The organism is Streptomyces sp. NPDC043870, assembly GCF_056435785.1.
The window spans coordinates 316888-342358 of sequence record NZ_JBWKDT010000003.1 but is presented as its reverse complement, the minus strand read 5'-3'; the positions used below and the strand labels follow the sequence as shown (position 1 = coordinate 342358).

Genomic DNA, 25471 nt, shown 5'->3' with positions numbered 1-25471 from the left:
TCTCCGCGGGGGGAAAACACCCCCCCTTCTCTCTTTCGCGTCTCGCTTCGGGCCGCGGCCCAGCCCAGGGGGGGGGGGGGGGGCGGGTCCCCCCCCCCCCCCCCCCCCCCCCCCCCCCCCGGCCCCGTTCTTCGTCACGGCGGTACGAGCCCGCCGAAGTCGCCCGGTCAGGCCTGGTCGGCGAGCGCCGGGTAGTCGATGTACCCCTTGTCCTCACCGCCGAAGAAGGTCGCCATGTCGGGGGTGTTGTACGGTCCGCCCGCCGCGAGCCGGGCCGGCAGGTCCGGGTTGGCGAGGAAGAGCGCGCCGTACGACACGATGTCGGCGGTGCCTTCCTCGACGAGGGCGAGCTCGCCGGGGCCGGTCGGCCCGTCGGTCGCCGGGTTGAGGATGAACGTGCCGGTGAACTGCTTGCGCAGCGCGAGCGTCAGATCCCGCAGGCCCGGCACGTTCTCGACGATGTGCAGGTAGCCGATGCCGAACGGCTCCAGCGCCCGGACCAGCGCGGTGTACGTCGCCTCGGTGTCGGTCTCGGCGATGTCGTTGTACGGGTTGCCGGGCGAGATACGCAGGCCTGTGCGCTCGGCGCCGATGGCCTCCACCACGGCTCGGGTCACCTCGGCCGCGAAGCGGATGCGGTTGTCGACGGAGCCGCCCCACTCGTCGGTGCGCTGGTTGGTGTTGGTGGAGAGGAACTGGTGGATGAGGTAGCCGTTGGCGCCGTGCAGCTCCACGCCGTCGAAGCCCGCTTCGATGGCGTTGCGTGCGGCCTCGGCGTACTCGCCGATGGTGGCGCGCACCTCGGCGCCGGTCAGCTCGCGCGGCGGAAGGAAGTCCTTGGGCCCTTCATGGGTGTACAGCTGGCCGGCGGCGGCGACGGCGGACGGTGCGACGCTGAGCAGCTCCTGGTCCGGCCAGATCACGGGGTGCCCGATGCGGCCCGCGTGCATGAGCTGCGCGAAGATCCGGCCGCCCTTCGCGTGGACGGCGTCGGTGACCTTGCGCCAGGCCGCGATCTGCTCCTCGCTGTGCAGGCCCGGGGTGTCGGGGTAGCCCTGACCGATGACGGAGGGCTGGATGCCCTCGGTGATGATCAGGCCGGCCGAGGCGCGCTGTGCGTAGTACTCGACCGTGGAGTCGGTCGGGGTGAGGCCCGGGCCGTGGGCGCGACTGCGGGTCATCGGCGCCATGGCGATGCGGTTGGCGAGCCGCGTACCGGAAAGGTCGATCGGGTCGAAGGCAGTGGTCATGATGGCTCCCGGGACAGACATGGTTGGTCGGCCAATTAATGCGACGAGCTCCACAGTAGCGCATTGATTGGCCGGCCAAGGTAATCTGGCCGAAGGGATGTGTGGGAACGTCGGACAAGCCCGGAGACGCCCGCGAATCCCCGCCGGATCAGCCCAGAGGAGGCCCGATGAAGCCGGAGGCCGACCCCGCCTGTACCTACGAGAAGCTGCCGGTGGCCGCCCGCGGCGGCCCGGTCAGCCATGCCGTCTCCCGGGTCGCCCGGCTCCATCGCATCGCCGCGGGCAAGCTGCTCAAGCAGGTCGGGCTCTACCCCGGCCAGGAGATGGTGATGATGCATCTCTGGGACTCCGGGCCCGTGCGGCAGTCGGAGCTCATCAAGACGTGCGAGCTCGACCCGTCGACCGTCACCAAGATGCTCCAGCGGCTGGAGCAGTCGGGACACGTCCGGCGCACACCCGACCCGGAGGACCGGCGCGCGGTGCTCGTCGAGTCGACCGACACCAGCTGCGCGCTGCTCGCCGATGTACAGCGGGCCTGGAGCGAGCTGGAGGACCACACGCTCGCCGGCCTCGACCCGGCCGAGCGCGCCGAGCTGGGCCGGCTGCTGGCCAAGGTCGAGGAGAATCTCTGCGCGGAGTCGGCGGAGTGCCCGCAGGAGCGTTAGACCGTACGGCGGATCCCGGGCGGCTGCGCCCAGGTTTTCCCGCCCCCTGCGCGCTGCGGCGTGGGGCCCCATCTCGCCGACTGGTACGGCGTGATGTGCTCGATCGGGGCGCTGCAGGTCACGGACGCCTCCGAAGTTCGGGGATCACGGTGCACCGGCGCATCGAGGTGTCGAACACCTCGGACTCCGCCTTGGGGGTCGCGGTGTCCGGCCACTGCGCACCGAGGTGTGACGGGCGGCGCGAAGGCGACGTGCACGGCGTCCGGGCGCCTCTCCCGCGGGGTTTGCGGGTGCGACGTCTCACAGCGGAGGCCGCACACTTTCGCCTCGGACCGGGGGCGGCCTAGGCCGTGTTTGAGAACTCCCGCCTGGCTCGCGACGCCTGGCACGCACTCCCCCGTAGCCCTTCGGGCACGGGAGGTGCCCCCACGCTGCGTTGTCGGAGTCATCCAAGTACGTCCAGTACGAGGGAGGATGATCTCCCCCAGCTACCGCTGGGAGGTGCCCCCACCGCCTTGCGATTGCACGCACCAGACGCCTCGAGCCCCGCCCTGAGGGCGGACGGCGCTAGTTCTCAAACACGGCCTAGCGGGACAGGACCTCCAGCGCCCGGTCCACATCGGCGGTCGAGTTGTAGAGGTGGAACGAGGCTCGCAGATTGCCCGCGCGGGCCGAGACGATGACCCCGGCGCGGGCGAGATCCGGCTGCCGGGCGCCGAGTCCGGGGACGGCGACGATGCCGGAGTCCCCGGGGACGGGCGTGTGGCCGAGTTCCGTCAGCCCCTCCCGGAAGCGGGCCGCGAGGGCGGTGTTGTGGGCGTGAATCGTCCCGACCCCGATCTCCTCCAGCAGCGCGAGGGACTGCTCGGCCGCGTGGTAGGCGAGGAACGACGGCGGCTCGTCGTAGCGCCGGGCGGACCGGGCGAACTCCTCGACCGGCCCGTAGGTGCTCCCCGACAGGTCCTCGGCGGCGAACCAGCCCGCATGGACCGGGACCAGTGACTCCTGAGCCTCTTCGGTGACGGTGAGGAACGACGCACCGCGCGGGCAGAGCAGGTACTTGAAAGCGGCGGTGACGGTGTAGTCGTACGCCCCCGCCTCCAGCGGCAGCCAGCCCGCCGCCTGGCTGGCGTCGACGAGGACGCGGGCGCCGTGGGCGGCCGCGGCGGCCCGTACCGCGTGGAGGTCCGCGATCCGCCCGTCCGCCGACCGCACGGCGGACAGCGCCACCAGCGCGGTTCCGGGCCGCACGGCGTCGGCCATCCCGTCGAGCGGTGCGTACCGCACCTTCAGATCGCCGCGGGCCGTGAAGGGGGTGACCACCGAGCTGAACTCCCCCTCGGGGGCGACGACCTCGGCTCCCGAGGGCAGCGAGGCCGCGATCAGCCCGACGTGCACGGCGACCGAGCCGCCGACCGCGACACGCTCCGAGGACACACCGGCAAGGCGGGCGAAGGAGGCGCGGGCGGCCTCCACGGCCTCGAAGCTGCCCGAGCCTTCCGGGCTGCCGTCCGCGATCTCCTCAACGAGCTTCTTGACGGCTTCGACCGTGCGGCGCGGCAGCAGACCGCAGGTGGAGGTGTTCAGGTACGTCGACGTCGGCGCGAACTCGGCGCTTCCCAGGGTGTCCATGTGACCACCCTGGAGCCGCCGCGACTATCAGTCAATTGCACATAACTGACTGACACCTCCAAGCAGTTCTTATGCGTGGAGGCCGGGCGGCTCCCGCCGCGGGTGTCAGTCCTGCGGAACCTCGCAGGAACCGTCCGTGTCGCAGACGGCCGCGTCCGCGGAGCCGTCCGTGCCGACGGGGACCAGCGCCCGGCCCTGCCAGGCCTGCTCCAGCGCCTGTGTGAAGACCTCGGCGGGCTGCCCGCCGGACACCCCGTACCGGCGGTCGAGGACGAAGAACGGCACGGCATTCGCCCCGAGCTCGGCGGCCTCGCGCTCGTCGGCACGTACGTCATCGGCGTACGCGTCCTCGTCGGCGAGGACAGCGCGGGCCTCGTCCGCGTCGAGCCCGGCCTCCACGGCGAGCCCGACCAGGACCTCCGGGTCGAACACGGACCGCTCCTCGGCGAAGTTCGCCCGGTAGGCGAGGTCCAGCAGCTCGTCCTGGCGGCCGCGGGCCCTGGCCAGGTGAAGCAGCCGGTGGATGTCAAAGGTGTTGCCGTGGTCGCGGCCCTCGGTGCGGTATCCGAGTCCCTCGGCATGCGCGGTGGAGGCGACGTGCGCCTCCATGGCACGGGCCTCGTCGAGGGTGCGGCCGTACTTCTTCGCGAGCATGTCGATCACGGGTGCGGTGTCGCCCTTGGCCCGGTTCGGATCGAGCTCGAAGGAGCGGTGCACCACCTCGACCTCGTCGCGGTGGGCGAAGGCCGCGAGTCCCTTCTCGAAGCGAGCCTTGCCGATGTAGCACCAGGGGCAGGCGATGTCGCTCCAGATCTCGACGCGCATGTGACCGCTTTCTCTCCGGGGTGTGGGCTGAGGACGGAGGGAGCCTCCGTTCAGAGCCACACAACACGCGCAGCGCCCGGAACATTCCTGGTGCCGCGCGGCCGGGTCCCCGGCCACCCCGGGAGCCGCCCGCCCGGCACCGCGGCCGCCCGCCTCGGGACGCGCGACTGCCCCGGCACAGACCGCACAGGACGCGTACCGGGGCAGTCGACGGGCTCAGCCGAAGACGACCGAGCGCAGCTTGAGGCGGTCCGAGCCGTGGCCGCCGTGGGGGCGCAGCGGGAAGGAGTAGCCCGTGCAGTCCGGTTCGGTGAAGACCACCGCCACGGCGTCGGTGTCGTTACGAGGGGTGGAGGCGGGCGCGGAGGAGGAGGGGTCCGCGACCTCGGGGAGGGTGATGCACTCGCCGCTCGGCGGATCGGTCAGGACCGCTTGCTGCGGCCGGCCGTCCAGGCCGGTGTGGACGTACGAGAAGGAGCCCGTCGCCGCGCCGGCCGGGGTGGGCAGGGTCAGGACGAGCACGAGGGCGCCGAGGGCGGCCGCGGTGGAGTGGCGAAGTCGCATGCGAGACATGGGAAGGCTCCTTGTCGAAGGGCGTACGGAACGCCCGAGGCCTTCCCCTGAGCCGGCGGTCGTGGCACGTGGACCGGGTGCGGAAACGATCACCTGTCACCCGTACGGGGCATCCTCGGCCCAGGAGATCGGTGGTCACCCGGTCCGGCAGACGGCCTCAACCCGGTCCGACAGGCCGTCCCCGGCAGCCCTTCCCCGACAACCGGATCAGGAACCGTCGCGCAGGCCCTCCGGCCAGACGGGCCGGTACTCGATCCGGTCGAAGGTGACGACACAGCCCTCGCCGACCGGGGACTGGGCCATGAAGCCGACGAGAGCGGCCTCCGCCTGTTCGCGGGTGCCGAGCGTGAAGATCCGCACGAAGGTCCAGCGCTCGCCGTCCGTCGAGGCATGGAAGGCGAAGGCGCTCCCGGTACGGCTGATCCGCAGCCAGGCGCTGTCGCCCTCCACCACGAAGGAGTTGGCGTCGTCGGAGTGACCCCTGGTGACGACGGTGCAGATCATCGGCTTGTCGGGGGACAGCTCCAGGCACAGCTTGGCCCACTCGCGCTCGGCGGCGTGCAGATAGAGCACGCCCGCGTCGAAGGCGGCACCGAAGCCGACCTTGACCCGCGCGATCAGCTGGAAGTCACCCTCCGGCGCGCCGAGCAGGCGCGGCGCGTCGGAGGCCGGGTCCAGGGCATCACCCGTGGGCGGCACGAAACGGTCCTGCCGCGCGCCCGCCCAGCCGGTGAGCATCCCGTTCTCGTACGACCAGTCGGCGTCGGGGCCGTACGGGCGTAGCGCGAAGGGGAGTTCGGGCAGATCCATCTCGTCGGTCACGCGGTCAGCTTTCCAGACCCTCCGCGCGCCCGTCGACCAGACGCGGAAGACCGAGCGGGTTGTCGTCGCGCAGCTCGGGCGGGAGCAGCGCGGGCGGCGCCGACTGGTAGGTGACCGGGCGCAGCCAGCGCTCGATCGCCGTGGCTCCGACCGAGGTCGAGGTGGAGGTGGTGGCCGGGTAGGGGCCGCCGTGGTGCTGGGCGGGGGCGACGGCGACTCCGGTCGGCCAGCCGTCGACGAGGACCCGGCCGGCGAGCGGGGTGAGCGCGGCGAGCAGCCCGGCGCCTTGCCCCCGTGCCTCCTCCTCGGAGAGGTGGAGCGTGGCGGTGAGATTGCCGGGCAGCCGGGACAGTACGGCTTCGATCTCGTCTGCGGCGGCGTACCGGGCGACCACGGTGACGGGTCCGAAGCACTCCTCCAGCAGCAGATCGTGCGGCCCTTCGGCGGTCAGCCGCTGCGCCGGTACGGTCAGGAAGCCCGCGCTCACGGTGTGCTCCCCGCCCGCGCCGGGGGTGACGGGCGCGTCGACGCCGTCCAGCGCGGCCCGCTCGGTGACGCCCGCGACGAAGGCGTCCCGCATCCGGTGGTCGAGCATCACGCCGGGCTCGGTGTCGCTCACGGCCGCGGTGAGGGACTTCAGCAGGCGGTCGCCCGCGTCCCCCGCCGGGGCGAGGACGAAGCCGGGCTTGGTGCAGAACTGCCCCTCCCCCAGAGTCATCGAGCCGGCCAGGCCGGCGCCGATCGCCTCGGCCCGCTCGGCGGCGGCGGCCTCGGTGATCACTACCGGGTTGAGGGAGCCGAGTTCGCCGTGGAAGGGGATGGGGGCGGGCCGGGCGGCCGCCGCGTCGAAGAGGGCGCGCCCGCCGCGTACCGAGCCGGTGAAGCCGGCGGCCGCGACCAGCGGGTGGCGTACGAGCTCCAGGCCCGCGTCGAAGCCGTGCACCAGGACGACGACGTCCTCGGGGAGTCCGGCCCGCTGGGCCGCCCTGCGCAGCACGGACGCGCAGAGTTCGGAGGTGGCCGGATGGTCGGGGTGGGCCTTGACGACGACGGGGCAGCCCGCGGCGAGTGCGCTCGCGGTGTCGCCGCCCGGCACCGAGAAGGCGAGCGGGAAGTTGCTCGCGGCGTAGACCGCGACGACGCCGAGCGGGATCTTCCAGCGGCGCAGATCGGGCCACGGCGGGGTGCGCCCGGCGTCCGCGTGGTCGATGCGGATGTCGAGGAAGGCGCCTTCGTCGACGACATCGGCGAAGGCCCGCAACTGGGCGGTGGTCCTGGCGAGTTCGCCGGTGAGCCGGGTCGGCCCCAGGGCGGTCTCGGCGTCCGCGGCCTCGATGACGTACTCGCCCGCCTCGTCGAGGAGGTCCGCGGCGGTACGCAGGAGCGCGGCGCGTACCGTACGGTCGGCGAGTGCGGGGCGGGCGGCTTCCGCCGCACGTACCGCCCGGTCGACCTCCTCGGCCGTGGCCTCGACCGCGACCTGCTCACGCGGCTTCCCGGTTCGGGGGTCCACACTCCAGACTGGTGCTGCTCCCACCACGGCTTCCTCCCCGAGTTGTTCGGTATTCTGAACAGAGTTCCCACTGGTGAATACCATGGGACGTGGGGACTCTATTTCCGGGCGTTCTGCGCGGTCAAGAGCGGTCAAGAGCGGTCAAGAAGGGTGAAGGCCATGGCAACTGCCGAGCAGGGTGGGGCACAGGTCAAATCCGCGGTGCGGACCGTGGAGCTGCTCGAATACTTCGCGGGACGCCCCGGTATGCATTCGCTCGCCGCCGTCCAGGAGGCCGTCGGCTATCCCAAGTCCAGCCTCTACATGCTGCTGCGCACCCTGGTCGAGCTGGGCTGGGTGGAGACGGACGCGACGGGCACGCGGTACGGCATCGGCGTACGCGCCCTGCTCGTCGGTACCTCGTACATCGACGGCGACGAGGTCGTCGCGGCGGCCCGGCCCACCCTCGACCGGCTCTCGGACGACACCACGGAGACGATCCACCTGGCCCGCCTCGACGGTACGAACGTCGTGTATCTGGCCACCCGCCAGTCCCAGCACTATCTGCGCCCCTTCACCCGCGTCGGCCGTCGGTTGCCCGCCCACTCCACCTCGCTCGGCAAGGCGCTGCTCGCCACCCACAGCGACGAGCAGGTGCGCAAGATGCTGCCGGAGACGCTGCCCGCGCTGACCGAGCACACCGTCACCGACCGGGAGCAGCTCATCGAGGAGCTGCGGCAGATCCGTGAGCAGGGCTACGCCGTGGACCGCGAGGAGAACACTCTGGGTCTGCGCTGCTTCGGCGTCGCCATCCCGTACCGGACGCCGGCGCGGGACGCGATCAGCTGCTCGGTGCCGGTGGCGCGGCTGACCCCGGCCCACGAGCAAATGATCAAGGACGCGCTGTTCGACGCGCGGGACCGGCTGACCCTGGCCACGCGGAGGCTCTGATGACGGTCACTCTCCGGGAGGTCCGGAAGCCGGACCTCGACCGCTTCTTCGTGCTGATGCAGGACCCCGAGGGCACGCGCATGGCCGCGTTCACCGCCGAGGACCCCACGGACCGGGCCCGTTTCGACGCCCACTGGGAGCGCGTGCTCGGCACCGCCGACGTGAACCGCACCGTACTGGTCGACGGGGCCGTCGCAGGCCACGCGGCCGTGTACGGACGACCCGGCGAGCGCGAGGTGACGTACTGGATCGACCGGGCCCACTGGGGCCGCGGTGTGGCCACCGCCGCGCTGCGCGAACTGCTCGCGCTCGTACCGGAACGTCCCCTGTACGCGCGGGCGGCCGCCGACAACGCGGGCTCGCTGCGCGTCCTGGCCAAGTGCGGCTTCGAGGTCACCGGACGGGACCGCGGCTTCGCCCACGCGCGCGGCGAGGAGACCGAGGAGTTCGTGCTCAGGCTCGACGCCTGAGGGCCGCCCGGACTGGTTTCCGCGCCGGCGGAGCGGGCCGGTCACCATCGGGTACGTGGGCGCATCCGCCGTACGGCGGAGGGGGTTCGTCACCACGCAGGAGGTGCCGAGGGCCGGTGCCCGGAAGCGTGGACGCCATGACACAGACACCGCTCGTCGCCGCTCCCCTGCCTCTCGCGCCACGCCTCGGAAGAGGTCGCACGGCGCTGCGCGCCCTCGCCATCGCCTCCTGCGCGCCCTATATCTCGCTCAAGGTCGCCTGGGTCGCCGGCAGCGAGATCGGCATCCCCGCCGGCAGCGGGCTCCTGGACCACCGCGCACAGATGGCAGTCCTGAACAGCGTCTCGGTCCTGATGGACGCGGCCGTCGTGGTGCTCGCCCTGCTGCTCACCCAGCACTGGGGGCTGCGGGTGAAGGCCTGGCTGCTTGCCGTGCCCACCTGGACGGCGACCGGGCTGCTCACCCCGATCATGGTCGGCTTCCCCCTGCAGCTGCTGGTGTCCCTCGGCGGCGGCACGAAGGCCCAGGACGCGCTGAAGGAGCCGTTCCTCGACGACTGGGTCTTCAGCGTGGTCTACAGCGGGTTCATCGTGCAGGGCCTGAGCCTGGGCGCCCTCTTCGTGCTGTACGCGCACGACCGCTGGGGCCGTGTGTGGCGGGGTCTGGTCCGGGAACTGCCGGCCGCCGTGACCGGGCCGCCGATGCGCGCGGCCGCCGTGGCCGGGTCGGTGCTCGCACTGTTCCCCGCCGTCATGCACCTGCTCTGGGCGCTCGGTTCGACGGCGGGACTGCCCCCGCTCAGGGCTGCCGAGCGCACCACCGACTTCTATGTCCTGGAGGGCGTCCGGGTGTTGTTCACGGCGGCCGCCGTGGCAGGCGTGCTGCTCCTCGTCTTCCGGCGCGGCCGGTCTCTGCGGGTCCGGACACCGCTGGCCGCCGCCTGGGTGGGTTCCGGCGTGCTGGGCGCCTGGGGCGGCTGGATGCTGCTCGCCACGCTGATGCCGGACACCGATCCGGACAAGGCGGCCCCGGTGCTGATGACCCTGACCTACGCTGGGGAGATGATCACCGGGCTGCTCCTCGCCGCCGCCACCGCCTGCTTCCTGCGGCGGCGCGACGCGTGAGACGTGTGTGGGGGGCGCTGTTCGGCGCGCGGGCGCGGCTGCGCTGGGTCCATCTGATCCTGGGCGGCGCGCTGTTGATGCCGTACTGGCTCGTCGGCACCGTGGTCATGGGCCCGATCGTGGACGCTCCGGGCCTGTTCGGCGGCTCCCTCGCCGTGCAGCTCGGGGCGTACGCGATCGCCCTGCCGCTGGCCGCGGTCACCGCGCTCTTCCCGCTGGCCCGGCCGATGTCGGTGGCCGCGGCACGGGCGATGTGCGGGGTACCGGCCGACGGGTTCGCGGACGGTCCGGCGCGGACCCGGCAGAGCAGGGCCCGAACCGCAGCCTGGTACACGCTTCATGTGGGGCTCGGCGGGCTGGTCAGCGGTGCGTCGCTGGCACTGCCGCCGTTCGCGGTGGCGGTCATGGTGCTGCCGTTCTCCGCCTCGCTGCGCGAGTCCGCGCTCTCGGACCACTGGTCGCTGAACCGGTCATGGGTCGTCTGGGCGGGGCTGCCCGCGGGGCTGCTGATGCTGCTGGCGCTCGCGGCCTGCACGGCCGGGGCCGGGGCGCTGCTCGCCCGCCAGGCGCCGCTGCTGCTGGGGCCGACGCCCGAGGACCGGCTGGCGGCCGCCGAGCGGCGGGCCGCCGAACTCGCCGTGCGCAACCGGCTCGCCCGCGAGCTGCACGACTCGGTGGGCCATGCGCTGAGTGCGGTGACCCTGCAGGCGAGCGCCGCCCGCAGGGTCCTGGACAGCGATGCGGAGTTCGTACGGGAGGCGCTGGCGGCGATCGAGGAGACCACCCGGCGCACGGTGGGGGAACTCGACTCGGTCCTCGGGCTGTTGCGGCAGGGGGAGGACGAGGGCGAGCTGTCCACGCCGGGACTCGACGCGCTGGACGGGCTGCTCGCGCACAGCGGGCGGCAGGTGGCGTACGCGGCGGAGGGCGAGCTGTCCGCCGTCCCCGAGGCGGTCTCCCGCGAGGCGTACCGGATCGTCCAGGAGGGCCTGAGCAACGCCCTGCGACACGGCGGCGCCGCACCGGTGTCGCTCCATGTGCGCGTACACGACACGGAGTTGGAGATATCGATGGAGAACCCGCTGCCCGACCGGTCACCGGTGGTCCGTCCGGGCGGCGGCCGCGGCCTGCGCGGTGTCGCCGAACGGGCGGCGCTGCTCGGCGGCCGGGCCTCGGCGGGCCCGGCCGGCGAGACCTGGCGGCTCACCGCCCGCCTCCCCCTGGCCGGTGGGCGATGAGCGCGATCCGGGTCGTCCTCGCCGACGACGAGCGCATGGTCCGCACCGCCCTGCGCGTCATCCTCGACGCCGAACCGGACCTGGAGGTGACGGGGGAGGCGGCGACGGGCGCCGAGGCGGTGTCCGTCGTCCGCGAGCTGCGCCCGGATGTGGTGCTGATGGACGTCCGCATGCCGGAGGTCGACGGCATCCGGGCCACTCAGCAGATCCTCGGTTCGATGGACACGCCTCCGCGGATCGTGGTCGTGACGACCTTCGAGAACGACTCGTACGTGTACGACGCGCTGCGGGCGGGTGCCGCGGGCTTTCTGCTCAAGCGTGCCGCCGCGGAGGACCTGGTGGCGGCGGTCCGGCTGGTCGCCCGCAGCGACTCGCTGCTCTACCCGGCCGCGCTGCGGGGCCTCGCCGCGGAGCACGCGCGCCACGCACCCGCCCCGCCGCCGCCCTGGGCCGCGCGGCTGACCGAGCGGGAGGCGGACGTGCTCCGGCTGATGGCGAGGGGCCTGACCAACGCGGAGATCGCGGAGCAGCTCCGGGTCGGCCCGGCGACGGCGAAGACTCATGTGGCGGCGGTCCTGGCGAAGACGGGCACGCGGGACCGTACGCAGGCGGTGATCGCGGCGTACGAGTCGGGGTTCATCGCCCCGCGGTAGGTCCGGTGGACTCCTCGTCCGCCGGCGCGGATGCGGATGAGGATTGCCTGAGAAACCCGGCAGAACGGAACGGAACGCCTCAGGCCGCTCGTCCCTCCCTGGGATGAACAAGACGATCAGGCGCGCCGCGGTCTTCAGTCTGCTCCTGGTGCTCGCCCTGCTGGTGCGGGCCACCTGGGTGCAGGCGTACCAGGCCGAGGCCCTCGCGGACGACAAGCACAACCGGCGGAACACCATCGCGCAGTACGCGCAGCCGCTCGGCGACATCGTCGTGGCCGGTTCGCCGGTCACCGGCTCGAAGAGAACGGAGGGCAGCGATCTCGCGTACAGGCGCACGTACACGAACGGCGAGCTGTACGCGCCGGTCACCGGGTACAGCTCGCAGGCGTACGGCGCGACCCAGCTCGAAGGCATCTACAGCGACGTGCTCGACGGCACCGGCAATCTGCTGAAGAACCCGCTGGACGTGCTCACCGGCAAGCAGGCCCGGCCCGGTGACGTCCTCACCACCGTCGACCCCGCCGTCCAGAAGGCCGGTTTCGAGGCGCTCGGCGACAAGAAGGGCGCGGCGGTCGCCGTCGACCCGAAGACCGGCCGGATCCTGGGGATCGTGAGCACGCCGTCGTACGACCCGTCGACGATCAGCGGGACGACCGACGGCGACGCCTGGAAGCAGCTCACCGCCGACAAGGACCAGCCGATGCTCAACCGGGCGCTGCGCCAGCCGCTGCCGCCCGGCTCGACCTTCAAGCTGGTGGTCGCGGCGGCGGCGCTGGAGAACGGGCTCTACTCGTCGGTGGACGAGCGGACGGACAGCCCGGACCCGTACACGCTGCCGAACACCCGGACCGTGCTGGAGAACGAGAACAAGTCCGCACCCTGCGAGGACGCGACCATGCGCACCGCGCTGCGGTACTCCTGCAACAACGTCTTCGGGAAGATGGCCGCGGACCTGGGCAAGGAGAAAGTCCGGGCCATGGCGGAGAAGTTCGGCTTCAACGACGCCGAGCAGGATGTCCCCGTGCGCGCGTCGAAAAGCGTCTACCCGACGGACATGGACTCGGCGCAGACGGCGCTGACAGGTATCGGCCAGTTCGAGGTGACGGCGACTCCGCTGCAGATGGCGATGGTGTCCGCCGCTCTGGCCAATGACGGTCTCATGGCGTCCCCGCACATGGTCTCCGAGGTGGTGGACGCGGACGGCAACACCCTCCGGAGCTACGGGGACTCCGGGGCGGAGCGGATCGTGTCCTCGTCCACGGCGGAGCAGCTGCGCAGCGCCATGGTCACGGTCGTCGAGGACGGCACGGGCAGCAACGCGCGGATCAGCGGCGCCGAGGTCGGCGGGAAGACGGGCACGGCCCAGCACGGCGAGAACAACAGCAAGACGCCGTACGCCTGGTTCACGTCGTACGCGAAGACCTCCGGGGACGGAGAGGGTGCGACCGGCAAGGAGGTGGCGGTCGCGGTGATCGTCGAGGACTCGGGTGCGGCACGCTCGGAGGTCAGCGGCAACGGGCTGGCGGCGCCGATCGCCCAGAAGATGATGAAGGCGGCGCTCAGGTAGGGGCATCGCCGAGGAGGCGCCGACTCCGGTTGGCTTCGGGACACGCCTCACGGTATGCAGGGGTACTTCAATCTTCAATGCAGGTGTATGTGGAGGACTCCGTGCAGCAGCTGCCCCGTTCCCTGTCCGGCTGGACCATGGCCGTGTTCGGTGTCCTCGCTGCGACGATGGGGCTTGCGGGGCTGATCTCCCCGAGCCACTTGCTCATGGTCATGGGTCTGGGGGCGGCTTCGGACCTCACCTTCGACGCCGGGGACTACACGCAGTCCTTCGTCACCGCCTCCTCGATGGCCGCGCTCAACATGGGCGTGTACTACGTGCTGGCGGCGCTCGCCGACTGGAAGGCCTTCTTCCGCTGGACGGTCCCGTTCCGGCTGCTGACCTGCTTCGTCTTCGCCTTCGCGGTGCTCTCCCACCGCGCTCCGACCGCTTTCCTCGGCATTGCCGTATGGGAGGGCCTGGGCGCGGTCGCGACGGGCACGGCCCTGCGGTTCGAGGGGAGGCGCGCCACCGGTCCGGCCACCCAGCCGTGACCCCGGACCGGTGGTGCGACCCGCCCCAGGCCCTGGGGCGGGTCCGGCCTGATCCAGAAGACAGGGCCTAGCCGACGCCCAGCAGCTGCTGGATCGGGTCGATCGCGAAGTACACGACGAACAGCGCCGTCGTGCCCCACAGCAGCCAGTGCACCTCGCGCGCCTTGCCGAGCACCGTCTTGATGACGGTGTAGGCGATGAACCCGGCGCCGATGCCGTTGGTGATGGAGTACGTGAACGGCATCACGGCGATCGTGAGGAAGGCCGGGATGGCGATCTCGTACCGCACCCAGTCGATGTGCCGGACCTGCGCCATCAGCAGGAAGCCGACCGCGACCAGCGCGGGGGCGGCGGCCTGGGCCGGGACGACCGTGGCGAGCGGGGTGAGGAAGAGGGCGAGCCCGAAGAGCGCGCCGGTGACGACGGAGGCGAAGCCGGTACGGGCGCCCTCGCCGACACCGGCGGCCGACTCGATGTAGGACGTGGCCGAGGAGGCGGACGCCGCGCCGCCCGCGACGGCCGCGGCGCCGTCGATGAGCAGGACCCGGCCCAGGTTCGGGACATTGCCCTTCTCGTCGAGCAGCCCGGCCTCGTTGGAGACGCCGACGACCGTGCCCATGGTGTCGAAGAAGTCGCTCAGGATCAGGGTGAAGACGAGCAGGACGATGGTGATGACACCGACCTGCCCGAAGGCGCCGAAGAGGCTGAAGTTTCCGACGAGCGCGAAGTCCGGGGCCGCCACGACGCTCTCGGGGACGGTGGGGACGGTCAGTCCCCAGGCGGTCGGGGCGATGTCGGCGATCTCGTTGATGACGATCGCGACGACCGTCATCACGACGATGGAGATCAGGATCGCGCCGCCCACCTTGCGCGCCATCAGGGAAATGGTGAGGAGAACGCCCAGACAGAAGACCAGCACGGGCCAGCCGCTCAGGTGTCCGCTCGCCCCGAGCTGCACCGGAACGGACCCCGTCTCACCGGGGATACGGGTCGCGAAGCCCGCGTCGATGAAGCCGATGAACGCGATGAACAGCCCGATGCCGACGCTGATGGCCTGCTTCAGCTGCTGCGGGATCGCGTGCATGACGGCCTCGCGCAGCCCCGTGACGACCAGGACACAGATGAGGATGCCTTCGATGACCACCAGGCCCATCGCATCGGGCCAGCTCATCAACGGGGCGATCTGGAAGGCGACGACCGCGTTGAGGCCGAGCCCGGCGGCGATGGCGAGCGGCAGATTGCCGCCGAGACCCATGATCGCGGTCATCACGGCGGCCACGAGGGCGGTGACGGTGACGAGCTGGGGCCCGGAGAGCTGGGCTCCGAACTTGTCCTCGGCCCCACCGAGGATGATCGGGTTGAGCACGAGAATATAGGCCATCGTGAAGAACGTGGCGAAGCCGCCGCGTACCTCGCGCCCGAAGGTCGAACCGCGTTCGGTGATTCTGAAGTAGCGGTCGACGGCGTTGTGTCCCTGTGGTTCCGGCATGGCTCTCCTCGGCGGGTGACGGTTCCGCGCTGTGTCGATGGCTGGATTGTTCCCACCGAGGAGGCCGTTCAGGTTTTCGCCGTGTTACGTGACCAGGGTGTGACCTGACCGCAGTGCTAGTTCACCGCCGCCCACCTCTTGATCGTGGCGATGGCCTGTTCCTGCTGCTCCGCCGGCAGTTTGCCGATCGAGGCCCCGTGGTTGGCACCGGGCACGACATAGCGGTACGAGTCGTGCCGGCTCGGTGTGAACTTTTCGGCGCTCCAGGGGTCGTTCTGGCCGTAGATGTACATCATCCGCTCGCCCCGTGTCCGCACCCAGCTGTCGATGTCGGCCATTGCCGCGTTGTCGTACGAGCCGCGCATCACATCGGGCAGGACCGAGTTGGGCTGGTAGATGTCCGGGTAGTGGCGCACGTCCTTGAGGTGCTTGAACTTCAGATCCGCCCAGCCGAGCTGGGTCGCGGCCTGCCGGTAGTAGGGGCCCGCTCCGTTCGTGCCGAGCGTCTCGTCCTGGTAGACGCTGAAGCCGTGCTGCTTCGACCACTCGTACAGTTCGTCGTCGCCGACGGCCTTCGCGTCGGGGACGGTGGCGCAGTTGTCGGCGGTGTCGCTCTGCCAGAAGTTCCACACCTGGTCGAGGACGGCGAACTCATAGGCCCGGTCGGTGGTGCCGAGGGTCTCCTCGAACGTATCGCCGTTCTTCACGGCGTCCGCCTCGAACTTGGGCAGCAGACGCTCGCGGCGCACGAGCATCTCGCGCTGCACGGCATTGAGCGCGTCGCGGCACTCCTGTGTGCCGACCGTGCGGAAGAACCGCTCGTACGTCGAGTCGTCCTTGTTGTTCGCGTCGTTGGGGGCGACGAAGGCGACGACCGCGTCGAGGTCCCCCGGGTAGAAGCGCTCGTGGTAGGTCGCGGTCATCCCGCCCTTGCTGCCGCCCGTCCCCAGCCACTTCCCCTTCTCGATGCCGCGCAGTGCCTGGGTGATGCGGTGTTCGTCGCTCGCCTCCTGCCAGATGGTCAGCTTGGACCAGTCGTCACCGGCCGCGCCCGCGGGCCGCGAGCCGGCGAAGTAACGGTGCTCGACGCTGATCTGGTTGGCGTCGATCAGGCGGGTGAGGGAGGTGATGCCGGTGGAGAGGGTGTAGCCGCCGGTGTAGAAGACGGTGGGCCGGTCGGCGGACTTGTGCCACAGCGTCAGACGCTGGGTGAACGTGCCGCGGAGCGGGTGGCGGTGGTCGACCGGCTGGGCGTACGTCAGCGTGTAGTACGGGTGTCCCTCGCGGTCCACGACCGAGACGACGGTCATGCCCGGGATGCGTTCCAGCTGGTCGCGTACGTCCTCGGCGGCAGCGGCCCGGGCCGGATCCGGCGCGGCCGGAGTGGCCGCCACCGCGGGAAGGGCTCCGGCCAGGATCGCCGTACCGGAAACCAGCCCGGCGCACAGAAGCGCCGTTATCCCGTTGATGCGCACAGTGTTTCCCCTCGTGCATGAGTGACGGGTGGTGCGCCGGATGCTACGGCTTCAGGAGGCGCCGCACCGGGAAGTACGCCAACTGCCCCCACGGGCCTGTCGGCGGCGGTGGTGCCGGCGGGGCGTCAGACGAGCTGTGCCAGCGCGTCCTTGACCGCCGCCAGGTCCTGGTCGGAGGCGAGCCCCGCGTGGTACAGACGCAGTTCGTCCGCCCCGAGCGAGGCGGCACGGCGGGCGTCGGCGGCGAGAGTTCCCGGGCTGCCGCCCATGTCTGCGACCACGGTGAGGTTGGCGGCGATGACGGACGTCGCGGACGCGTGCTGGGCGAACGGCGGCAGCAGCCGCGCTCCGCCGGTGCAGGGCACGACCACGCCGTCGGCGAGGCCGAGGATGTGCGCGGGGTCGACCCCGGCGTTGGCACCGCAGTGGTACGCGACCGGATCCGCGTGCAGCAGCACCTGGAAGCCCTCCGGGGCGGCGGCCCGTACCGCGGCGACGACGGCTTCCTGCAGCGTCCGGGCCGTGCGGGTACGGAACTCCAGGGTCACCGCGGCCGGTTCGGCTCCCAGCAGCTTCTCGACCAGGATGTCGGGGGGTGCGCTCCCCCGCCACACCGGCTCCAGCGCGTCCCGCACGCCCGCGCTCAGCTCGTCGGGGTCCATGCCTTGTGCCGCGTATCCGTCCCGGCAGGCGGGGCAGAAGCACAGCGACATGGCGTACTGGGCGGCGTCACCGAGGCCGACACCCGCGATCTTGTCGTGGGCGTGCAGATGGGCGAGCCCGTACCAGCCGCAGGATTCGAGCTCCGTGCCGCGTGCCCCCGGCCGTACCGCCGCCTCGGCCGCGAGGGTCTGCAGACAGGCGCGGACGGCGGGCTGGGCGATGCAGGGCGCCCAGGGATAGCGGTCGCCGTACGCGTTGACCACGGACGTGCCCGGGTGCTCCGCGCCGAGGCGGGAGTTGTGGGCGAGGACGACCCAGGTGTGCACATCGAGTCCGGCGGCGGTCAGGGCGTCGGCGGCCTGTCCGTACGCGTCGCCGGGCGCCCAGGACCCGGCCGGGAACGGACGGAGTGCGGCTCCGGCCCAGCGCGCCTCGTCCGGCGGATAGAGCACGGCCGCGTGCTCGGCGGTGACGACGCGGTGGCGGGGGTGGCGCGGGGTGAGGGCGCGGGTCGAATGGTAGGCGGAGGCGAGGGTGACCTGCCGGACGCCGAGGCCGGCGATCCGGTCCGCGGCGTCCGGGTCGCCGGTGATGTCCCAGGGGTAGACGAAGGCGCCGGCCTTCACTCGGCCACTCCGTCTCCGAGGAGTGCACAGCCGCGTTCGACGATGTCGGCGAGCTCCTTGAGGTGGTCGGCGGACGGCTCGCTCAGCGGCGGCCGTACCTCGCCGACGTCCTGTCCGCGCAGCCGCACCGCGGCCTTGACGAGCGAGACGGCGTATCCGTGGCGGGACGCACGCAGTTCCACGAGGGGGCGGTAGAAGCCGTCGAGGAGGCGTTCGACGGTGGCATCGTCGCTGGTGGTGAGGGCGCGGTGGAAGGCGAGGGCGATCTCGGGGGCGAAGCAGAAGACTGCGGAGGAGTAGAGGGTGATGCCGATGCCCCGGTAGGCGAGGCCGGTGAGCTCGGCGGTGGGCAGGCCGTTGAAGTAGAGGAAGTCGCGCCCGGGGGCCTCGGTGCGTACGGCGCTGACGATGCGCTGCATCAGGTCGAGGTCGCCGTGCCCGTCCTTGAGGCCGATGATGCCGTCGACCGCGGCGAGTCCGACGACGGTCTCGGGCGTGAACACCGCGTTGTCGCGCTGGTAGACGATGACGTCCAGTTCGGTGGCGGCCGCGAGCGCGGCGTAGTGGCGCAGCAGTCCGGCCTGGTCGGCGACGACGAGGTAGGGCGGCATGGCGAGAATCCCGTCGGCGCCCGCGTCCTCGGCGAGCTTCGCGTACCGGATGGCGAGGGCCGTGCCGTAGCCGGCGCCCGCGAGGACGGGGACCCGGCCGGCGGTCTCCTCGACCGCGGCGGCAACGCAGTCGCGGAACTCCTCCGGGGTCAGAGCATGGAACTCGCCGGTGCCGCAGCAGGCGAAGACGGCCCCGGCGCCGGCCTCGACACCGGAACGCACATGGGCGCGGAAGGCGTCGAGGCCGAGGGCGCCGTCGGGTCGGTACGCGGTGACGGGGAAGAACAGCGGCCCCTCGGCATGGGCGAGCCGGGCGGCGAGCGGGGCTGAGGTCACGGGCGCTCCCTGGGCCGTGCACCGAGCGATCAGCTCGTGCATCATTCTGATCGACGTCTACATTTCTGAACGACGTCACGCTAGTGCGGCATCGATGGCGAGGTCAAGCCAGAAAGCCGCAACTCAGCGGCATGATTGACGCCTCCACGCCACACTTGACGCTGCCGGGGCCGCTCCTTAGCGTGTCCACGCATGTGAATGCCGTCTACAGGCCTGCGTCCCATCAGAGTCACGTCGAGGGGAACCCACCCATGCCCGCACCCCGCACCCTCCTGCTCACCGGCGCAGCCGGCGGCCTCGGCACCCTGATGCGGGGGCTGCTGCCCGCGTACGGCTACGAGCTCCGCCTCTTCGACATGACCCCGATCGACGGAGAGCCCGGCGCGATCACCGCCGACCTCGCCGACACGGACGCGCTGCGCGAGGCCGTACGGGGCGTGGACGCGGTCATCCACCTGGCGGGCATCTCCCTGGAGGCCTCCTTCGACAAGATCCTCCGCGCCAACGTCGAAGGCACGTACAACCTCTACGAGGCGGCCCGCGAGGCGGGCGTCGGGCGCGTCGTCCTCGCCTCCAGCAATCACGCGGTCGGCTTCACCCCGCGCCCGCGCGAGAGCGCACCTCTCGATCCAGGCGTGCTGATCCCGGTCGACACGCCCCACCGCCCCGACACCTACTACGGCCTCTCCAAGTGCTTCGGCGAGGATCTCGCCCAGCTGTACTGGGACCGGCACGGCATCGAGACCGTGTCCGTCAGGATCGGCTCCTGCTTCATGGAGCCCAACAGCGTCCGGATGCTCTCGGTCTGGCTGAGCCCCGGCGACTGCGCCCGTCTCTTCCATGCCGCGCTGACCGCGGAGGACGTGGGCCACACCGTCGTCTACGGCTCCTCCGCCAACACCCGCCTGTGGTGGGACCTCTCGACGGCGCGTGCGCTCGGCTACGAGCCGCAGGACGACTCTGAGCAGTTCGCGGAGAAGCTCATCGCCGAACAGGGCGAACTGGACCCGGCCAACCCGGACCACACGTATCTCGGCGGCCACTTCGTGACGCGGCCGCCGATGTGGCCGCACTAGGCCCTGTCCGGCTCGGCACGGCGGCTTGGCCCGGGCCCCCGTGGCTCGGCGCCGGTGGCTTGGCCCAGGCCCCCGTTACCGTTCGGCCGAAGGTAAGGGAACGGCAAAGCCACGTCGCTCGTTACCTCAGGCATGACAGCTATGACCCCCGGCTCGAACATCCCCCTGACCGCCGCGCGCGTGGCGGTGGACGTCGCGGCGCCCGTGCGGCTCGACGTATCGGGCCTGCTGCTCACCGCCGACGGCAAGGTGCGCTCCGACGACGACTTCATCTTCTACAACCAGCCCACGGGCCCCGGTGTCACCTACCGGTCCGGCGGGGGCACGGCGCCCGACGCGATCATCGTCGACACCACGGCCGTCCCGGCCGGGATCGAGAAGATCGTCGTCACGGCCAGCCCGGACGCCGCGGGGCAGACCTTCCAGGGCATCGAGCCCACGGCCACGATCCGCAACGCCGACGACAGCGCGGTCCTGGCGACCTTCACCCCGCCCCGGCTGGGCTCGGAGACGGCGCTGGTGGTCGTCGAGATCTATTTGCGCAACGGGGCGTGGAAGGCCCGCGCGGTCGGCCAGGGGTATGCGAACGGGCTGGCGGGCATCGCCACCGACTTCGGCGTCTCGGTCGAGGAGGAGCCGGCCGCCGCCCCCGCGGCCACGCCCGCCCCCACCCCGGCTCCCGCCCCGGTGGCCGATCCGCGCGTCGCCGCACCGCCCGCTCCCCCGGTCGCCGCCCCCGCGGCGGCCGCACCGGCGCCCGCCCCGGGCACGGGGAAGATCAACCTGGACAAGGGCCGGGTCAGCCTCCAGAAGAACCAGACGGTGTCCCTGGTCAAGGGCGGCCGCCCGCTGCTCTCCCAGGTCAAGATGGGCCTCGGCTGGGAGCCCGCCTTCCGCGGCAAGGACATCGACCTGGACGCGTCCGTGATCGCGTACGGCCCGCAGCGCAATCATCTGGACAGCTGCTACTTCGGAAAGCTGTCCATCCTGAACGGCGCGATCAAGCACTCCGGGGACAATCTGACCGGCGAGGGCGCGGGCGACGACGAGGTGATCGTCGTGGATCTGGGCCGCATTCCCGCCGAGGCCACAGGCCTGGTCTTCACGGTCAACTCCTTCTCGGGCCAGAAGTTCACCGAGGTCGCGAAGGCGTACTGCCGGCTGCTGGACGCGGCGACGGGCGAGGAGCTGGTGCGCTTCGACCTCACCAGCGCCGAGCCCCAGACCGGCGTGATGATGGCGAAGCTGATCCGGCAGTTCTCCGGTGAGTGGGAGATGACCGCGATGGGCGAGTTCGTGAAGTCCCGTACCGTCCGGGGCATGGTCAAGCCGGCGGCGCAGGCGCTGTAGCCGCCCCGGGACAGCGAGCCCCGGCCGCCTCGGGGGCGGCCGGGGCCGGTGTCAGGCCCTTGTCCAGGGCCAGTGCGCGTTACGGCCCGCCTCCAGCAGCGGGACCATCCTGAACGCCGCGTCGCTCAGGCCGCCGAAGGTGGCCCGGTTGCCCCCACCGGACGGACCGTGCCCGGCCCGGTACCCCGCGAGGTTCCAGGTGTAGACGGGGACGTGCGCCGGGACCTGCTCGGTCGGGTCGCCGTAGTGGCTGCCCATCGCCTGCTCGTCGGTGACGATCAGCACCCGGTCGTGCTTCTTGTAGTGCTTGCGCACCGCCTCGGTGGTGTTGGTCCCGCCGAGGTCACCGAAGCGCCCCAGCACCTTCAGCACGGACTCGCCCTTGCTGTACTTCACGCGCGCGCTGCCGGTGCCGAACTCGACCAGGTCGGCGTCGGCCGCCCGCATCGCCAGCGCCGTGCCGAAGATCGCCGCCGCGTCCGCCCGGTTGAGCTGCGAACGGTCGGACAGGGGCGACCACATCGAGCCGGACCGGTCCACCAGGATCAGCGTCCGCCCCGGCATCGCGGGCACATTCGCGAGCGAGTGCCCGAGCGCCTTCTCCAGCGGGTACGACCAGCGCAGCGACGGCGCGTGCTGGTACGCGGCCAGATAGCGGAAGGGGAACTGCCGCGAGGCTGCGACCACCTCAGGGTCCGAGATCTTCGCCGCGACACGCGACGCGACCTCGTCCGAGACCCCTGCCTCGTCGAAGTTCCGCAGATTCCGTACCAGCGCCATCGCGCCCATGGACGGGATCACGGCCTCCCAGGCCGCCGCGTCCATCGGCCCCTGCAGCCAGCCCGCCAGCGCCTCCCAGGTCATCCCGGCTTCGGCCAGCCGCTGCGCGCCGTCCGGCCCGGTGACCACGGCCCGCCGTTCGGCCACCGGCAGCGCCATCAGCGCCCGGTGGGCGGTCAGCGTACGGTTCGACGCGGGCGGTGCGGCGGTGTCCGGGTGGTGGCGGCGGTCCAGGGCGTACTGGAACAGCTCGCCCTGCCACGGCTTGTCGGGGTCGGGCGAGGCGTGCACGAGGTTGAGGATGTCGCCGAAGCGGTACCCCTTGGCGGCGGTGTCGTACTTCAGCAGCGACTTGCCGTTGTAGAGGCGGCGTACGGCGTCCGCGATTCCGCGCTTGACGGGCTTGGGTACGGCCCGCCCGTACCGCGAGGTCCAGTAGCCGAGCAGTTCCCCGGGCTCGTCGGCCCGGCGCAGCACGGACGCGACGACCTGCCGGTTCGACGGGCCCTCGGTGGCTCCCGCGTCCAGTCGGGCCCTCACGTACTCGGCGGCGCCGACGAGCGAGGCGGTACGCATGTTGGCGTCACCGCGCAGCCAGCCGAGCAGGCCGGCGGTCCACTCGGGGTCCTCGACGGCGAGCGTGCGGACGAGCGTGGCGAAGCGGTTGTCGCGGGCCTCGCCGGACTCGTAGAAGGTCTGCTGCGAGACGAAGTTGGCGACAGCGAGCAGAAACAGTTCGGACTTGGCATCCCGCAGGTGTCCTCGGCCGCCCTGATGGGTGACCGTGGTGCGCCCGGTGGTCTTCACGGGCGAGGCCGCCTGGGCCCTGGTCGTACGGACGTTGAAGCGTGCCATGTGAATTCCCCCGAATTCAGAAGTGAATGGGGGAGGCACAGCGATGAGGGGTGCCCGAGATCAGAGTCGGCGACGGGCTTGTTCCTACTGCTCTACCGATTGAGCTACACGCCCCCTAAAAGGCGTGACGGGACTCGAACCCGCAACCCGCAGATTGATTGAAGTATCCGTTGCCTGCGCACCGGGCACCCCTCATCGCTTGCTGTGCCTCCCGAGATCAAGGACGGCTGCGGTCTGGTTTTCGATGCGAACGAAGTAACCGCGGCCTGCGCACCGGGAGGTGCATGAAGTTGTGGCGTCCAGAGAACAGTTCGGCGGAACCGACGTGTTGGTGCTCTATCCCCTGAGCTACACCGGCTTGAAGTACCGGCGACGAGACTCGAACCCGTGACCTCCCCATTATGAGTGGAAGTAGGTCCTGCCTACGCACCTGGACGTGGATCACTCTAGGGACGCAGGCGGCGTCCGCGCGAAGGGTTTTTCAGGGGGCTTTCAGCAGGCTCGCTTCCACGGCCCCGTGATCGCGACCAGGATGCCCGGGGTCTGGATGTTGGCGAACAGCGTCCGTCCGTCGGGCGAGAAGACGACTCCGGCGAACTCGCTGTACGCCGGCTCCTCCTCGGTGCCGATGTTCAGGTCGTTGCGGGCGATCGGGTACGTACGGCCACGCTCGGTCGCGCCGAAGAGGTGCTGGATTCCCTCACCGTCCTCGGCGATGATCAGGCCGCCGTACGGCGAGACGGTGATGTTGTCGGGGCCGTCGTACGCGCCGTCCTTCGACGGGTCGGCGTTCACGCCGAGCAGCACCTTGAGGGTGAGCGTCCGGCGCCGCGGGTCGTAGAACCAGACCTGGCCGTCGTGCGGCCGGCCCGGGCTCTCCTCGCGGGCGTACGAGGACACGATGTACGCGCCGCCGTCCGCCCACCACATGCCCTCGAGCTTGCGGGCCCGGGTGACCTCGCCGTCGCCGAACTGCTTGCGCACCGGCACGGTCTTGGCATCCCGGTCCGGGACGTCGGCCCAGTCCACGCCGTACACCGTGCCGATCTTCGTGGCGCGGGACAGATCGTCGACGAAACGGCCGCCCGCGTCGTAGCACTTGGGCGCCTGGAGCAGGCCGGCGTCCTCGGGGATGTGGCGCAGCCGGCCGCGGCCGTGCTGGAAGCCCTGCGGCGGGACCCAGCGGTAGAAGAGGCCGTTGGGGCCGGAGGCGTCCTCGGTGAGGTAGGCGTGGCCGCGCTTGGTGTCGATGACGACGGCCTCGTGCTCGTACCGGCCGAAGGCCTTGATCGGCAGGGGGTGGCGGTTGGCGCGGCGGTCGTAGGGATCGACCTCGAAGACGTAACCGTGGTCCTTGGTCATGCCGTTCTGGCCGGCCTTGTCGGCGTTCTCCTCGCAGGTGAGCCAGGTGCCCCAGGGGGTGCGTCCGCCCGCGCAGTTCTGCGAGGTGCCGGCGATGCCGACCCATTCGGCGGTGCGGCCGTCGCGGTGGGTCTCGACGACGGTGCAGCCGCCGGCGGCGGCGGGGTCGTAGACGAGGCCGTCGGACAGCGGGACGGGGTACTTCCACTTGGACCGGGGGCCCTTGAGCTCGTGGTTGTTGACGAGCAGGGTGACGCCGCGGGGGCCCTCGAAGCTCGCGGTGCCGTCGTGGTTGGACGGGGTGAACTCGCCCGACTCCAGCTTCGTGACGCCGCTGTGGGTGAGTACGCGGTACGAGAAACCGGCGGGGAGGGCGAGGATGCCCTCGGGGTCGGGGAGGAGCGGCCCGTAGCCGGGGCCGTGCTCGTGACCGTGGCCGGTGGCTTCCGTGGCCGTCTCCGCGGCGTTGTCCTCGGCGGCGAGCGCGCCGGGTGCGGTGGCGAGTGCGCCGACGGCACCGGTGAGGGCGACTCCCGCGCCGGTGAGCGCGGACTGTCTGGTGAATTCCCTGCGGCTGAGCGGCATCGCGGTCTCCTGAGGGGATGTGTTGGCGTGGTGCCTGGAGGTCTGGCGGCGCGAGTCTGCGGGGCAACGCTCCCGCTCACGTATAAACGGCAGTTGAACGTCTTGCAACATCACACAGCACCGAGAGGCCCTCTTCCATGAATCTGTCGGCCGACGGCCGACGTGTCCTCGTCAGCGGCGCCTGAGGTCTCGGCCGTGCGGTCGCCCAGGCGTTCGCCGCGAACGCCGACCTCGTCGCCGTCCACTGCGGATCCCGTCAACGGTGCGTCGCATCCGCGTACATGACGGGACTGCGCCCCGTCACCCGCATGCGCGACGCGCGCCCGCAGCCACTCGACACGGCCCGGCCCGGCCCACGACCCGCCGCGCGCGACCGGGCCGCACCGCCCCGTCGTCCCGCGACGCCTGGGCCGGGGGCCGGAACAGGGGCCCGTACCTACCCGACGCGTCCGGCGTTCGAGGACCGGG

22 protein-coding genes and 1 pseudogene are annotated in these 25471 nt (G+C 71.4%); 11 read left to right on the top strand and 12 right to left on the bottom strand.

Annotated features, from left to right (window positions below):
- Positions 1-167: 167 nt before the first annotated feature.
- Positions 168-1250, bottom strand: coding sequence for an alkene reductase (locus tag AC0699_RS06070; protein WP_478656191.1), 1083 nt, complete (start codon positions 1248-1250; stop codon positions 168-170).
- A 167-nt stretch (positions 1251-1417) separates the two neighbouring features.
- Between AC0699_RS06070 and AC0699_RS06065 the strand changes: the two genes are divergently transcribed.
- Positions 1418-1915 carry a MarR family winged helix-turn-helix transcriptional regulator gene (locus AC0699_RS06065; RefSeq protein WP_478656189.1) on the top strand — a complete coding sequence of 166 codons (498 nt, stop codon included), beginning with the start codon at positions 1418-1420 and terminating at the stop codon, positions 1913-1915.
- Between the two features lie 585 nt (positions 1916-2500).
- On the opposite strand, the gene AC0699_RS06060 is transcribed toward AC0699_RS06065, so the two are convergent.
- The 5 genes from AC0699_RS06060 to AC0699_RS06040 all read right to left on the bottom strand — a co-directional run bounded on the left by AC0699_RS06060 (position 2501) and on the right by AC0699_RS06040 (position 7304).
- The gene (locus AC0699_RS06060; RefSeq protein ID WP_478656186.1) at positions 2501-3547 is read right to left on the bottom strand and encodes an aminotransferase class V-fold PLP-dependent enzyme; all 1047 of its coding nucleotides are present in this window, start codon (positions 3545-3547) and stop codon (positions 2501-2503) included.
- A gap of 105 nt (positions 3548-3652) precedes the next feature.
- A complete protein-coding gene (locus AC0699_RS06055; RefSeq protein ID WP_478656184.1) occupies positions 3653-4372 on the bottom strand; it encodes a DsbA family oxidoreductase in 720 nt (239 codons plus the stop codon).
- A gap of 216 nt (positions 4373-4588) precedes the next feature.
- The gene (locus AC0699_RS06050; protein ID WP_478656182.1) at positions 4589-4945 is read right to left on the bottom strand and encodes a hypothetical protein; all 357 of its coding nucleotides are present in this window, start codon (positions 4943-4945) and stop codon (positions 4589-4591) included.
- A 207-nt stretch (positions 4946-5152) separates the two neighbouring features.
- The gene (locus tag AC0699_RS06045; protein WP_478656396.1) at positions 5153-5755 is read right to left on the bottom strand and encodes a DUF1349 domain-containing protein; all 603 of its coding nucleotides are present in this window, start codon (positions 5753-5755) and stop codon (positions 5153-5155) included.
- Between the two features lie 16 nt (positions 5756-5771).
- Entirely contained in the window at positions 5772-7304 is a 1533-nt protein-coding gene (locus AC0699_RS06040; RefSeq protein WP_478656180.1) for an aldehyde dehydrogenase (NADP(+)), read from the bottom strand.
- A 135-nt stretch (positions 7305-7439) separates the two neighbouring features.
- Here AC0699_RS06040 and AC0699_RS06035 point away from each other — a divergent pair, with 135 nt between their 5' ends.
- From AC0699_RS06035 to AC0699_RS06005, 7 genes are all read left to right on the top strand, one after another.
- A complete protein-coding gene (locus AC0699_RS06035) occupies positions 7440-8210 on the top strand; it encodes an IclR family transcriptional regulator (protein WP_453664957.1) in 771 nt (256 codons plus the stop codon).
- Entirely contained in the window at positions 8210-8680 is a 471-nt protein-coding gene (locus AC0699_RS06030) for a GNAT family N-acetyltransferase (protein WP_478656177.1), read from the top strand. Before AC0699_RS06035 ends, AC0699_RS06030 begins: the two co-directional genes overlap by 1 nt.
- Positions 8681-8817: 137 nt before the next feature.
- Positions 8818-9804 (top strand): hypothetical protein, encoded by a 987-nt coding sequence (locus AC0699_RS06025; RefSeq protein WP_478656174.1) that lies wholly within the window; start codon positions 8818-8820, stop codon positions 9802-9804.
- A gap of 5 nt (positions 9805-9809) precedes the next feature.
- Positions 9810-11042, top strand: coding sequence for a sensor histidine kinase (locus AC0699_RS06020; RefSeq protein WP_478656394.1), 1233 nt, complete (start codon positions 9810-9812; stop codon positions 11040-11042).
- Positions 11039-11695: a response regulator transcription factor gene (locus AC0699_RS06015; protein WP_478656172.1), complete on the top strand. Its 657-nt coding sequence runs from the start codon at positions 11039-11041 to the stop codon at positions 11693-11695. Before AC0699_RS06020 ends, AC0699_RS06015 begins: the two co-directional genes overlap by 4 nt.
- Before the next feature lie 103 nt (positions 11696-11798).
- Entirely contained in the window at positions 11799-13262 is a 1464-nt protein-coding gene (locus AC0699_RS06010) for a peptidoglycan D,D-transpeptidase FtsI family protein (protein ID WP_478656170.1), read from the top strand.
- A 101-nt stretch (positions 13263-13363) separates the two neighbouring features.
- The gene (locus AC0699_RS06005) at positions 13364-13795 is read left to right on the top strand and encodes a hypothetical protein (RefSeq protein ID WP_478656168.1); all 432 of its coding nucleotides are present in this window, start codon (positions 13364-13366) and stop codon (positions 13793-13795) included.
- Between the two features lie 67 nt (positions 13796-13862).
- On the opposite strand, the gene AC0699_RS06000 is transcribed toward AC0699_RS06005, so the two are convergent.
- From AC0699_RS06000 to AC0699_RS05985, 4 genes are all read right to left on the bottom strand, one after another.
- Positions 13863-15284 carry an NCS2 family permease gene (locus tag AC0699_RS06000; protein ID WP_478656165.1) on the bottom strand — a complete coding sequence of 474 codons (1422 nt, stop codon included), beginning with the start codon at positions 15282-15284 and terminating at the stop codon, positions 13863-13865.
- Positions 15285-15400: 116 nt separating this feature from the next.
- Positions 15401-16759 carry a S28 family serine protease gene (locus AC0699_RS05995; RefSeq protein WP_478656163.1) on the bottom strand — a complete coding sequence of 453 codons (1359 nt, stop codon included), beginning with the start codon at positions 16757-16759 and terminating at the stop codon, positions 15401-15403.
- A 125-nt stretch (positions 16760-16884) separates the two neighbouring features.
- On the bottom strand, positions 16885-18048 hold the full coding sequence (locus AC0699_RS05990; protein WP_478656160.1) for a hypothetical protein: 1164 nt from the start codon (positions 18046-18048) through the stop codon (positions 16885-16887).
- A complete protein-coding gene (locus AC0699_RS05985) occupies positions 18045-18995 on the bottom strand; it encodes a 5-dehydro-4-deoxyglucarate dehydratase (protein ID WP_478656158.1) in 951 nt (316 codons plus the stop codon). Before AC0699_RS05985 ends, AC0699_RS05990 begins: the two co-directional genes overlap by 4 nt.
- A gap of 251 nt (positions 18996-19246) precedes the next feature.
- On the opposite strand from AC0699_RS05985, the gene AC0699_RS05980 reads away from it, so the two are divergent.
- Positions 19247-20071: an NAD-dependent epimerase/dehydratase family protein gene (locus AC0699_RS05980; protein ID WP_478656156.1), complete on the top strand. Its 825-nt coding sequence runs from the start codon at positions 19247-19249 to the stop codon at positions 20069-20071.
- Between the two features lie 141 nt (positions 20072-20212).
- On the top strand, positions 20213-21421 hold the full coding sequence (locus tag AC0699_RS05975; RefSeq protein ID WP_478656393.1) for a TerD family protein: 1209 nt from the start codon (positions 20213-20215) through the stop codon (positions 21419-21421).
- 51 nt (positions 21422-21472) lie between these two features.
- On the opposite strand, the gene AC0699_RS05970 is transcribed toward AC0699_RS05975, so the two are convergent.
- The gene (locus AC0699_RS05970) at positions 21473-23056 is read right to left on the bottom strand and encodes a vWA domain-containing protein (protein ID WP_478656154.1); all 1584 of its coding nucleotides are present in this window, start codon (positions 23054-23056) and stop codon (positions 21473-21475) included.
- A gap of 492 nt (positions 23057-23548) precedes the next feature.
- The gene (locus tag AC0699_RS05965) at positions 23549-25003 is read right to left on the bottom strand and encodes an alkaline phosphatase PhoX (RefSeq protein ID WP_478656151.1); all 1455 of its coding nucleotides are present in this window, start codon (positions 25001-25003) and stop codon (positions 23549-23551) included.
- A 281-nt stretch (positions 25004-25284) separates the two neighbouring features.
- On the opposite strand from AC0699_RS05965, the pseudogene AC0699_RS05960 reads away from it, so the two are divergent.
- A pseudogene (locus AC0699_RS05960) lies at positions 25285-25471 on the top strand (hypothetical protein); the annotation flags it as partial.

What these genes read in the sequence shown, in the direction of transcription:
- AC0699_RS06015 (WP_478656172.1), top strand. Translation starts at nt 11,039, where the DNA reads ATGAGCGCGATCCGGGTCGTCCTCGCCGACGACGAGCGCATGGTCCGC.
- AC0699_RS06065 (WP_478656189.1), top strand. Translation starts at nt 1,418, where the DNA reads ATGAAGCCGGAGGCCGACCCCGCCTGTACCTACGAGAAGCTGCCGGTG.
- AC0699_RS06050 (WP_478656182.1), bottom strand. Translation starts at nt 4,945, where the DNA reads ATGTCTCGCATGCGACTTCGCCACTCCACCGCGGCCGCCCTCGGCGCC.
- AC0699_RS06025 (WP_478656174.1), top strand. Translation starts at nt 8,818, where the DNA reads ATGACACAGACACCGCTCGTCGCCGCTCCCCTGCCTCTCGCGCCACGC.
- AC0699_RS06045 (WP_478656396.1), bottom strand. Translation starts at nt 5,755, where the DNA reads ATGGATCTGCCCGAACTCCCCTTCGCGCTACGCCCGTACGGCCCCGAC.
- AC0699_RS06055 (WP_478656184.1), bottom strand. Translation starts at nt 4,372, where the DNA reads ATGCGCGTCGAGATCTGGAGCGACATCGCCTGCCCCTGGTGCTACATC.
- AC0699_RS05980 (WP_478656156.1), top strand. Translation starts at nt 19,247, where the DNA reads ATGCCCGCACCCCGCACCCTCCTGCTCACCGGCGCAGCCGGCGGCCTC.
- AC0699_RS05975 (WP_478656393.1), top strand. Translation starts at nt 20,213, where the DNA reads ATGACCCCCGGCTCGAACATCCCCCTGACCGCCGCGCGCGTGGCGGTG.
- AC0699_RS05970 (WP_478656154.1), bottom strand. Translation starts at nt 23,056, where the DNA reads ATGGCACGCTTCAACGTCCGTACGACCAGGGCCCAGGCGGCCTCGCCC.
- AC0699_RS06030 (WP_478656177.1), top strand. Translation starts at nt 8,210, where the DNA reads ATGACGGTCACTCTCCGGGAGGTCCGGAAGCCGGACCTCGACCGCTTC.
- AC0699_RS06010 (WP_478656170.1), top strand. Translation starts at nt 11,799, where the DNA reads ATGAACAAGACGATCAGGCGCGCCGCGGTCTTCAGTCTGCTCCTGGTG.
- AC0699_RS05965 (WP_478656151.1), bottom strand. Translation starts at nt 25,003, where the DNA reads ATGCCGCTCAGCCGCAGGGAATTCACCAGACAGTCCGCGCTCACCGGC.
- AC0699_RS06000 (WP_478656165.1), bottom strand. Translation starts at nt 15,284, where the DNA reads ATGCCGGAACCACAGGGACACAACGCCGTCGACCGCTACTTCAGAATC.
- AC0699_RS06035 (WP_453664957.1), top strand. Translation starts at nt 7,440, where the DNA reads ATGGCAACTGCCGAGCAGGGTGGGGCACAGGTCAAATCCGCGGTGCGG.
- AC0699_RS06060 (WP_478656186.1), bottom strand. Translation starts at nt 3,547, where the DNA reads ATGGACACCCTGGGAAGCGCCGAGTTCGCGCCGACGTCGACGTACCTG.
- AC0699_RS06070 (WP_478656191.1), bottom strand. Translation starts at nt 1,250, where the DNA reads ATGACCACTGCCTTCGACCCGATCGACCTTTCCGGTACGCGGCTCGCC.